The sequence below is a fragment of the Streptomyces sp. NPDC059456 genome (assembly GCF_042750055.1).
Classification (GTDB): domain Bacteria; phylum Actinomycetota; class Actinomycetes; order Streptomycetales; family Streptomycetaceae; genus Streptomyces.
On record NZ_JBHYVA010000266.1, the window covers coordinates 1 to 10,352 of the forward strand.

The following is a 10,352-nucleotide window of genomic DNA, read 5'->3' on the forward strand; positions in this document are numbered from 1 at the left end:
AGGTACCGATGGTCAGCGTGGTCTTGCCCTTGCCGCCACCCACCGCCGCATCGCCGACCGCTTCGCCGCACTGGCCTTCGGCCCGAGCGGCCCCTGCACCCCCGTCACGGCCTAGCCCCCCGGGGCCGGGGGGGGGGGCGGCCGGGGTACGCGGCGCCGCCGCCGGACCTCCCCGACGTCGGGAGCGCGGCCCTCGACCACGCCGCGGTCGACGCGGACGGCTTCGAGCACACGGTGGCCGCCCTGTGCGCACGGGACGGATGCACCTCGGTGGAGGTGGTCGGCGGCGCGGGCGACCTGGGCGCCGACGTCCTCGCGACGACGGCGGACGGCCGGCGGGTGGTCCTCCAGTGCAAGCACTACTCCGAGGACAACCGGGTCGGCTCCCAGGACCTCCAGCGGTTCGGCGGCACCTGCTTCGCGGTCCACCACGCCGACGTAGCCGTCCTCGTCACGACCGGTTCGCTCACCGCGCCCGCGACCGAGTACGCCGACACCTGCGGGATCGTCTGCGTCGACGGCGAGGCCCTGGCCGCGTGGACGGAGCAGGAGGCGCCCGCGCCGTGGGAGGCGAGCGGGCACCGTCCCGCACCGATCCCGTCCGCCCCGACCCGAGGGACATCGTCATGACCGACACCCACACCCACACCGGCATCCACACCGGCACCGGCACCGGCGCCGCCGGCACGACCCCTGCGGACGAGCGCATCCACCGCATCCGCCGCCGGCTGGAGCGGCTGATCGGCATCGCCGCGACCGAAGGGAACTCCGTACGCCCGCTGCGCAACGGCGACGAGATCTTCACCGCGATGCTGGACTCCATCGGCGCCGCCCGCCACACGATCGACATGATGACCTTCGTCTACTGGAAGGGCGCCATCGCCCGCCGGTTCGCCGAGGCCCTGGCCGAACGGGCCCGCGCCGGCGTGCGGGTACGGCTGCTCCTGGACGGCTTCGGCAGCCGCCTGATCGAGCAGGACCTGCTGGACCGGATGGACGAGGCCGGGGTGGACGTCGCCTGGTTCCGCAGACCCGCCTACCTCTCCCCGCTCAAGCAGAACCACCGCTGCCACCGCAAGGTCCTGGTCGTCGACGAACGGACGGCCTTCACCGGGGGAGTGGGCATCGCCGAGGAATGGTGCGGTGACGCGCGCACCCCGGGCGAATGGCGCGATACGCACGCCGAGGTCCGCGGGCCCGCCGTGGACGGCATCGCCGCGGCCTTCGCCCAGAACTGGGCGGAGTGCCATCCCGAGCTCTTCGACGACCGCGACCGCTTCGTGTCCCACGAGCCCGCCGGTTCCGCCGTCGTCCAAGTGGTGCGCGGCTCGGCCGCGTTCGGCTGGCAGGACATGCAGACGCTGATGCGCGTGATCCTCGAATCGGCCGAGGAACGCGTGCGCCTGGCGACCGCCTACTTCGCCCCCGACGAGCACTTCGTCGGCCTGCTCGCCGCCGCGGCCCGCAGGGGCGTCACGGTCGAGATCCTGCTGCCCGGGCCGCACACCGACAAGCGCGTGTGCCAACTGGCCGGGCAGCACCACTACGAGACGCTCACCGCCGCGGGCGTGCGCATCCACCAGTACCAGCCGACGATGATGCACGCCAAGGTCATCACCATGGACGGCGTGGTCTCCCTGATCGGCTCGTCGAACTTCAACCGCCGCTCCCTCGACCACGACGAGGAGGTCATGCTCGCCGTGATGGACCCGGACGTCACCCGCACCCTGGACGCGCACTACGACCAGGACCTGGAAGTCAGCACACGGATCGCCCCGCACCGCTGGAAGCGCCGCTCCCTCCTCCAGCGCGCCCGCGAACTGTCGGTCCGCCCGCTGCGCCGTTTCCTGTGAGGGTCCACCGCGTCCCGCCCGGGGCCTGCTCCCGGCCGGAACGGGTTCCGGCCACCCGTGCGGGTGATGGCTCGCCCTCGGCGCGGGAGCCCGGTTGCGCAGGACGCGGTCCATGGAGGATGGTTGCCGCAGGGCAACGATTGTTTCCGTTCTGACGAAGAGGTGAGGGGTTCGCACAGCGGGCCTTGATGTGTGCTTCCTTCCCCGCAGATGACGTCCGGTCCACCGGCGGCAGGCCTCCCGTGGAGCGAGGCCCCCTACCCCGTGCTCGCCGCCGACCCCCGGGCGCACCTGGTGTTCGCCAACGAGGCGGCCCGGCAGACGTTCCCGAACGCCCGCCCGGGCGCGGCCCTGTCCGACGTGGTGCCCGCCTGGCTGGCATCGGCGCACGCACGGCACGTGGCCGAAGCCGTCCCCGCGCAGCGGACGGCGACCGGGGCGGCACGCGCCGTACGAGGACCGGTGGGGGAGGCGTCGTTCGCGGCGCACCCCACGGTCCGGGACGACGGAACGGTGGTGTGGTGGCTGGTGGACGACACCGGCCACCGCCTCGCCCGGGAGGCCCTGCGGACGGAGCGGGAGCGCACGGCGTTCCTGGTCCGCTCGTCCAACCTGCTGCTGTCCTCGCTGAACCTGGACCGCTGCATGGACGTCACGGCGCAGCTGGCGGCGGAACACCTCACGGACGCGGCCCTCGTGATCGCTCCCGCGCGCGGCACCGAACTGCCGGTGGTGGCCTGCGTCCGCGGCGGCGCTCCCTCCGTGGCCCTGCGGGCCGTCGACCCCGACGAGGTACCGGGACTCGCGGAGGCGCTCCAGGGTTTCCCGCCCGTGCCGTCCCGGTGGATCGACCCCGCCGCCGCACCGGCCTGGCTGGTCCCGGACGGCCTGGCCGGCGTGGGGTCGATCGTCATCACCCCACTGCCCGGCCACGGCGTGCCCGCGGGCGCCCTGGTGCTGCTGCGCCGGGCCGGCGCCGCCGCCTTCACGGAGGGCGAGGAGGTCTTCGCGCGGCTCTTCGCGGCACGCGCCGGCGCGGCCATGTCGGCGGCGCGCCTCTACGCGGAGCAGGCGTCGGTCACCGACACCCTGATGCGCGAGCTGCTGCCGCCCGCGCTGCACCAGGTGGCCGGGGTGGAGTACGCGGGCGGCTACCGCCCTTCCAAGGACCACGAACGGGTCGGCGGCGACTTCTACGACGTCCACCCGGCCACCGACGAGGGCGGCGCGTCGCTGGTGGTGCTCGGCGACGTCTGCGGCAAGGGACTCGAGGCCGCCGTCATGACCGGGAAGATCCGCAACACGCTGCACGCCCTGCTCCCCATGGCGGACGACCACCACCGGATGCTCAGCCTGCTGAACTCCGCGCTGCTGAACTCCGAGAGCACACGCTTCGCGACGATGGTGCTGGCCTCCGCGGCGCGCGAGGGCAACACCGTACGGCTGCGGCTGACCAGCGCCGGCCACCCCGCCCCGCTGGTCCTGCGCTCCGACGGAGCGATCGAGGCGGCCCCCACGAAGGGCACCCTGGTGGGGGCGCTGCCCGCCATCTCCGCCGAGACGGCGTCGGTGACGCTCGCACCGGGCGACGCCTGCGTCCTGTACACGGACGGGATCAGCGAGGCCCGCGGCGGTCCGCTGGGCGACGTGATGTTCGGCGAGGAGCGGCTGGTCCGGGCGCTGTCGGAGTGCGCGGCCATGCCCGCCGAAGCCGTCGTGGAACACGTGCAGATGCTCGCCGCCCAGTGGGTGGGCAGCGGCCCGCACGACGACATGGCCATCGTGGTGATCTCCGCACCGCGCACCCACCACCTCAGCGCGGTGAACGGTCACACCCGGGGCAGGTTCACCGCATGAGCCCGCACCACGTCACGGCCGCGCGCCGCACGGCCCCCGGCATCCGTACGCACGTCCTCGTCGAGCGGGTGTGGGAGGCCGTCACGGCACTCGACGAACCCGGCGCGGTCCGGGCCGTCCTCGGCGCACTCGACGACGGCCTCGACCCGGAGGCCGTCCTGCTGGACGTGATCGGCCCCGTGCAGGGGCGGGTGGGCGAGGAATGGGCCGCGAACCGCATCACCGTCGCCCAGGAACACGCCGCGACCGCCATCAACGAGCGGGCGGTGACCGCGGTGGCCCTGCACCCCGCGGCCCACCGGGAGCAGGGCCGCGGCCGGATCACCGTGGCCTGCGTGGACGGTGAATGGCACGCCCTGCCCGCCCGGCTGCTCGCCGAGGTGCTGCGGATGCGCGGCTGGCACGTCGACTACCTGGGCGCCCAGGTCCCCGCCCCGCACCTGATCGCCCACCTGCACCGCACCGGCCCCGACGCGGTGGCCCTCTCCAGCTCCATCCCCACGCGCCTGCCCGCCGCGCACGCCGCGATCACCGCGTGCCAGGCCGTCGGCACCCCCGTCATCGTCGGCGGAGCGGCGTTCGGCCCGGGCGGACGCTACGCCCGGCTGCTGGGCGCGGACGCATGGGCGCCCGACGCCCGCACCGCGGCGGACGACCTCGCCCGCGGGCCGCTGCCCCGGCCCAGACCCGGTCACCAGGCCATCGACGACCTCCCGCACCTGAAGGACCAGGAGTACACCCTCGTCGCCCGCAACCGGTCCCGCCTCGTCCGCGAGGTGCTCGCCGAGCTGGAGGACGCCTTTCCCGCCCTGCGCGACTACACCGAGGTGCAGCGTGAACGCACCGCCGAAGACCTGTCCCACATCGTGGAGTTCCTCGCCGCCGCGCTGTACACCGGTGACGAGGAGCTGTTCGGCGGCTTCCTGATCTGGACCGCCGGAGTCCTGGACGCCCGCGGGGTCCCGGCCGCGTCCCTGCTGCCCGCCGTGACGCTGCTGAGCAGCCGGCTCGGGGACTTCCCCCGGGCCGTCGCCGTGCTCCGCGCCGGCGCCGCCCGCCTCACCCGTACCCCCCTGACCGTCACGGGGACCGCCTAATGACCGGCTCGCCCTCCGCCCCGCTCCGGCTGTCGTGCCACCGCGCCGCGGACACCCTCCGCATCGAGCTGCGGGGAGACCTCGACCGCCGGCACGCCGACCGCGTCGTCGAAGCCGTCGGCCGCGCCCTGGCGGAGCACGACGGGCTGCGCGGGGTGCGGCTGGACTGCGCGGGCCTGACCGCCGTCGACCCGAGCGGCCTGTCGGCCCTGCTGATGGTCCGCCGCCGCACCGACGCGGCCGACGTGGCGCTGCACCTCGACGGGCGTCCCCCGCAGCTGGAGAAGCTGCTCGAACAGACCGGCACGCTCGCCCACTTCACGGCCGGCCCAGGCGAGCGCACCCCCCGGCCCCGCCCCGCCGAAACCCCGGCCCACTCCACCGCCCCGGACCCCACGGCCTGAGGACCCGGCCGGTTGTCCCCCCGGCGTCAGGCTCCCGGCCGGACCGGGCCGATGACGGTGCCGGGAGCCACCTCGAAGCGGCCTTCGGCCACGGAGGTGCCCGGGATCTCGCCGCCCGGGGCCCGCAGGGTGAACGAGGCCTCGTCCGCCGGGGTCCCGGGCCCCTGGTGGGGGACCTGGATGTCGAAGTGGACGGGCCGTCCCGGCCCGAAGGTCACGACGGCGCCCTGGTCTCCGTACCGGCCGGCCCTGACGCCGAGCGCCGTTCCGTGCCGGGCGAAGAGCACGTCGGTGGGGGAGCCGGCGAGCCGGCACGCCGCGTACCCCTTCGGAGCGGTGAGCGTGACGCGGAAGTGGACGTGCCCCGCACTGGACCGGTCCTGCGTGATCTTCGCGAGGTGGTTCGCCGGCCGGCAGGCCGACGGCGCGCCGCCGCCCGGCGTCGCAGCCTGTGCGGTGCCCACGCCCGCGACGGCCGCCAGGGCGACGGCGGCGACGATGAGGGGCGTGCGGGGGGTACGGGTCATGCGCATGCGGGGCTCTCCCTGCCGTGCCGGACCGGTTCCGCGAGCCGTTCCCGCGGAATCGGGTTCGGCAGGATTCCTGCCCGATGCCGCTCGGCGCCAATGTCCCGAAACATCAACGGAAACCCATTTTGTCCGCGGGTGCGCGCGGGCCGGGCCTGTTCTAGCGTCGAGGGGAGGAGGGGGAGTCCTGCCGGGCGGGTCCGGGGCGGGGACCGAACCCAGCGGTGGCCGTACCGGCCGCGCGTGCTCGGTGCCGTGCCCACGCGGATCCGGGCCGTCCGGATGCCGGGCCGCGTGACGACCTGGAGAGCTGGTGCGTCCCAATGCGCACGTCGACCCGTATGGCAGGTGTCCTCACCGCCCTGACCCTCGCGCTCGGTGGCGCGGCCTTCGCCGCTCCCGCCGCGCACGCGGACATCTCGGCCTGTGTCGGCCAGGTCGAGCGGGAGCTCCAGGGCGGGGAGGCGCCGGATTCCGTCCGGATGGCCTGTTACGTCGGACTGACCGGCGACCAGGCGCAGTGCGTGAGCGGTCTGACGGCCGGCGGAGTGACCAACGGGACCGCGGTCTCGGCCTGCCGGGTGGCGCCCGACTAGAGCGCCTGACGCGAGCGGCGCGGACGGGGGCGCGGGCTGGCCGGAAGTCGGCGTTCGGTTTGAACGTGTGGATCATCGATCGCTACCCTCCCGCTAGTTGCTCAAGTCAACCAATAGGGACCGGCATGCACGACACCACCGAACACTTCCGCAGCCACGTGGAAGAGATCCTCGACGCCCTGGAAAAGGAACCGGGCCGTGAGGCCCTGGTACACCGGGGCCGGCGCGTGAGCGCGGGAGAGTTACGCGGCCTCGTCCACGGCATGGCCCGGGCCCTGCGCTCCCAGGGGGTGAGGCGCGGCCAGACGGTCACCCTGCTGTCCGGCAACCTTCCCGAGACGATCGCGGCCCGCTATGCCGCCGGGCTCCTCGGCTGCGCCGTGAACCACCTCTATGCCGGCCTTTCGGCCGACGTGCACGCCGACATCCTCCGGGACGTCGAGACCAGGGCGCTGATAGTCGACCCCGCCCACGGCGAGCGCGCCGCCGATCTGGCGCAGCGGGTGCAGCTGGAACGGGTGCTGGTCCTCGGTGCGGGCGCCGGTACGGGCGGCGGCGTGGGCCCGGACCTGGTGCAGCTCGCCGCCGGGGAATCCACGGAGGCGTTCGAGGGGGAGGCGCAACCGCAGGACATCTGCACCATCCGCCACACCGGGGGGACCACCGGTCATCCCAAGGCCATCTGCACCACCTTCGAGCAGTGGGTGTCGGTCGGACCGGACTGGCTGGAGCAGGGGCGGGCGAGGGCCCTGGTGTGCACCACCCTCGCGCACGCCGCGGGCATCATGGCCGACACCACACTGCACCGCGGCGGCACCGTCGTCCTGCTGGACGAGTTCGAACCCGGCGCCGTGCTCGCCGCCATCGAACGCGAACGCATCACCCACACCTTCCTGCTGCCCCCGCTCCTCTACCGGTTGATGGACCACCCCGGGATCGACCGCGCCGACACCTCCAGCCTGCGCATGCTCACCTACGGGGGCTGCGCCTCCTCCCCGGCCCGCCTCGCGGCGGCGGTCCGGCGCTTCGGCCCCGTGCTGAACCAGTTCTACGGCCAGAACGAAGCGGGCGGGATCAGCGTGCTCTCCCCGCAGGACCACGATCCGCGACGCCCGGAGCTGCTGCGAACCGCGGGGAAGATCATGGACGGCGTCGAGGTGGCCGTCCGCGACGCCGCCGGACGGCACCTGCCCGCCGGCGAACACGGCGAGATCTGCGTACGGTCCCCGCAGGTGATGAAGGGCTACTGGAAGCAGCCCGAGCTCACCGCGGAGGTACTGCGGGACGGCTGGCTGCACACCGGGGACATCGGCTTCGTCGACCCGGACGGCTACGTCACGATCGTGGACCGGCTCAAGGACATGATCGTGGTCGTGGGGGGCCACGTGTACACGGTGGAACTGGAGGACGTGCTGAACTCGCACCCGCAGGTCCTGCAGAGTGCGGTGCTCGGAGTCCCCGACGCCAACCTCATGGAGCGGGTCCACGCCGTCGTCGTCCGAACACCGGGCGGCGACGTCGACGAGGAGGAACTGCGCGCCATGGTGCGGGACATGAAGGGCGCCATGTACGAGCCCGCGAGCATCGAGTTCGTCGACGCGCTGCCCCTGACCGACGTGGGCAAGCCGGACAAGAAGCTCCTGCGCGCCAGGGCCACCGCCCCGGCGGCGCACCCGCGCCCGTAGCGTCACCCGTCACCCGTCACCCGTCACCCGTCACCCGGCCCGCTGCCGGGGCGGCAGATGCCGCGGCGCGGGCGCTCGCGGCAGCCCGTGTCAGTGCCGCTGCCTACGCTGGTCGGCGTCCTGCACCACCCCGCGCAGCGGGCCCTGAAGGAGCGTCACCGCCATGCACAGCACCCCGCCAGCGCCGCACGCGGTCCCCGTCGAGGGGCGCGCTCCGTTCGGCCTGCGCTTCGCGCTCGTCGACCACACCGGGGGGCTCGTGCGTCCGGCGGAGCTGACCGCCGTCGGGGCCTTCCGGGAGGACGGCCGCGGCGGCCTCACGGCCCCCGCCCGGGACCTCGCCGGCACCTGGGGGTACCTCGACGGGCGGGGCCGCTGGCTGGCCGAACCCTCGCTGGAGGACGCCACCGGCTTCGACGCGGCCGGCCTGTCCCGGTTCCTGACCGACGGGCTGTGGGGCTATGCCGACACCACCGGGGCGGCGGTCATACCCGCGCGGTTCGTCAAGGCCGGCCCCTTCTCGCACGGCCTGGCCGCCGCGCGTACCGAGACCGGGTCCGGGTACGTCGATGCGACCGGCGCCTTCGTCATCGACCCCGTCCACCGGGCGGCCGGGCCCTTCGCCGCGAACGGCCTGGCCGGTGTCCGGGTGGCCGACGGCCGCCTCGGGTACGTCGGCCGGGACGGCCGTCTCGCCATCGCCGCCCGCTTCGACGGGATCCGCCCGTTCAACGCCGCCGGGACGGCGCCGGTCCGGCTCGGTGAGGAGTGGGGGCTGATCGACGCCGACGGCGCGTGGGTCGTGGAGCCGTGCTTCCGGCGCCTGGACGCCTTCGACGAGAACGGCCTCGCCTACGCCGTCGGCGGCGGCATCGGCGACTGGTTCCTCGGGTTCGTCGACGCCCGCGGCCGGGTGGTCGTCCGACGGGAGGGGGAGATGGACGAGGTGCTGCGGTGCGGCCTGCTGAAGGTCGGCGACCACTACACGCGGGGCTTCCGGGACGCGACCGGTGCCTTGGTCATCGACGAGGCGTACGAGTGGACCGACCGCTTCGACGCGGTGGGCGCGGCGGTCGCCCGCCCCGCGGACCCACCGGTGTGGGGCGTGCTGCGCAGTGACGGCTCGTTCACCCCCACTCCGCACCCGGAACCCCTGACCGACTCCGAGCGGTGGATCGTCGGCTTCGACGGAGGCCACGGACTCGCACCCTTCCTGACCCCCGAGGGGGACGTCGTGCACGTCGGCCGGGACGGCCGTGACGTGTGCCGGGTGGAGGTCGACGCCCCCGACGGCAGCGCCGTCGCCCTGCGCGACGCGTCGGGTGACACGGTCTGGCGCGCCACGGCCGAAGCCGGCACGTTCGAACGCCGGGCGCCCTTCCTGGCCGCCGACGTCCGTGCCCATGTCGACCACGCGGCCGCCTGGGAGGGTGACATCGGTGCGGTCGTGCGGGAACTGCTGGACCTGCCGCGGCGCGAGTTCCACCCCTGTTCCCTGATCTTCGACCGCAACGAGGACCCGTACGACCTGACGGAGCTCGACGAGTACGACCGGGAGAACACCGCGCACGGCGCGATGCACGTGATCGCGAGCACGTGGCTGGCCGCGGAGTGGCTCACCGAGTACCCGTTCCTGGAGGACAACGCGCAGGACTGCTTCGAGGAGATCCGGGAGACCTGCGAAAGGCGCCTGCGCGAGCGGTTCGGCGAGCCCCTCGCGGACGTGGTCAACTGCCTGCGCAGCGGCGACGGCGAATGGCAGGCCACCTGGGAGGCCGAAGGCCGCCACCTGGTGCTGCAGTCCTACGAACTCGTCGGCGACGGCGACCGCGAGCTGCAGGTCTGGCTGGCCGTGGTCGACGCCTGAGACCGCCGTCCCACGGCCTACCCGCGGCCCCACCGGACCGTGCCACGACAGGGCGACCTCGGGGCAGTTGAATCCCGAACCGGACAGGGCCACGGACCCGCCACCCGATGCCGGCGAGGGCGGATCGAGGGTCACCTCGGGCTGCGGCCCTGGCACATCGGTCACCATGAACCGCTGCTCGGCGGAGACCTGCGCGTACCCGGCGCACGTGGCGGTGACCGCGGCGTCCGCGGCGGACGGTACGGGGAACTCGGCGGTGAACGCGCCGCCGTCCACCGTGACCTCCGCCGGCGTGACACCGGGGAGCGGACCGCCGTCCCAGGCCAGTGAAGCCCGCGCCCGGGTGGGGCCCACCCGGGCGCCCGCCGAACCGACGTGGGGCCGCGGGCGGCGTCGGTGACCGCGGGGGTGCCCCTGGCCGTGAGGCCCGTGGTGTGGCGCGGGTGGTCGGAGTTGCCGGGGTGGT

The 10,352-nt window shown here is 74.2% G+C and carries 9 protein-coding genes; 8 read left to right on the plus strand and 1 reads right to left on the minus strand.

Annotated features, from left to right (window positions below):
- The first annotated feature begins 234 nt into the window (after positions 1-234).
- From ACFXA3_RS22575 to ACFXA3_RS22595, 5 genes are all read left to right on the plus strand, one after another.
- A complete protein-coding gene (locus ACFXA3_RS22575; RefSeq protein ID WP_385189289.1) occupies positions 235-630 on the plus strand; it encodes a restriction endonuclease in 396 nt (131 codons plus the stop codon).
- Complete coding sequence (locus tag ACFXA3_RS22580; protein WP_385189291.1) at positions 627-1,853, plus strand: phosphatidylserine/phosphatidylglycerophosphate/cardiolipin synthase family protein; 1,227 nt, start codon at positions 627-629, stop codon at positions 1,851-1,853. The genes ACFXA3_RS22575 and ACFXA3_RS22580 overlap by 4 nt, the downstream gene beginning before the upstream one ends.
- A 210-nt stretch (positions 1,854-2,063) precedes the next feature.
- Positions 2,064-3,710 carry a PP2C family protein-serine/threonine phosphatase gene (locus ACFXA3_RS22585; RefSeq protein WP_385189293.1) on the plus strand — a complete coding sequence of 549 codons (1,647 nt, stop codon included), beginning with the start codon at positions 2,064-2,066 and terminating at the stop codon, positions 3,708-3,710.
- On the plus strand, positions 3,707-4,807 hold the full coding sequence (locus tag ACFXA3_RS22590) for a B12-binding domain-containing protein (protein WP_385189296.1): 1,101 nt from the start codon (positions 3,707-3,709) through the stop codon (positions 4,805-4,807). The genes ACFXA3_RS22585 and ACFXA3_RS22590 overlap by 4 nt, the downstream gene beginning before the upstream one ends.
- On the plus strand, positions 4,807-5,211 hold the full coding sequence (locus ACFXA3_RS22595; RefSeq protein ID WP_385189299.1) for an STAS domain-containing protein: 405 nt from the start codon (positions 4,807-4,809) through the stop codon (positions 5,209-5,211). Before ACFXA3_RS22590 ends, ACFXA3_RS22595 begins: the two co-directional genes overlap by 1 nt.
- Before the next feature lie 26 nt (positions 5,212-5,237).
- Here the strand turns inward: ACFXA3_RS22595 and ACFXA3_RS22600 are convergent, their stop codons facing one another.
- Positions 5,238-5,738 (minus strand): DUF4232 domain-containing protein, encoded by a 501-nt coding sequence (locus tag ACFXA3_RS22600; protein ID WP_385189310.1) that lies wholly within the window; start codon positions 5,736-5,738, stop codon positions 5,238-5,240.
- A 341-nt stretch (positions 5,739-6,079) separates the two neighbouring features.
- On the opposite strand from ACFXA3_RS22600, the gene ACFXA3_RS22605 reads away from it, so the two are divergent.
- From ACFXA3_RS22605 to ACFXA3_RS22615, 3 genes are all read left to right on the plus strand, one after another.
- Entirely contained in the window at positions 6,080-6,334 is a 255-nt protein-coding gene (locus ACFXA3_RS22605; RefSeq protein ID WP_385189301.1) for a hypothetical protein, read from the plus strand.
- A gap of 125 nt (positions 6,335-6,459) precedes the next feature.
- Positions 6,460-8,019: an AMP-binding protein gene (locus tag ACFXA3_RS22610; protein WP_385189304.1), complete on the plus strand. Its 1,560-nt coding sequence runs from the start codon at positions 6,460-6,462 to the stop codon at positions 8,017-8,019.
- A 163-nt stretch (positions 8,020-8,182) separates the two neighbouring features.
- The gene (locus ACFXA3_RS22615) at positions 8,183-9,886 is read left to right on the plus strand and encodes a WG repeat-containing protein (protein ID WP_385189307.1); all 1,704 of its coding nucleotides are present in this window, start codon (positions 8,183-8,185) and stop codon (positions 9,884-9,886) included.
- Positions 9,887-10,352 lie beyond the last annotated feature (466 nt).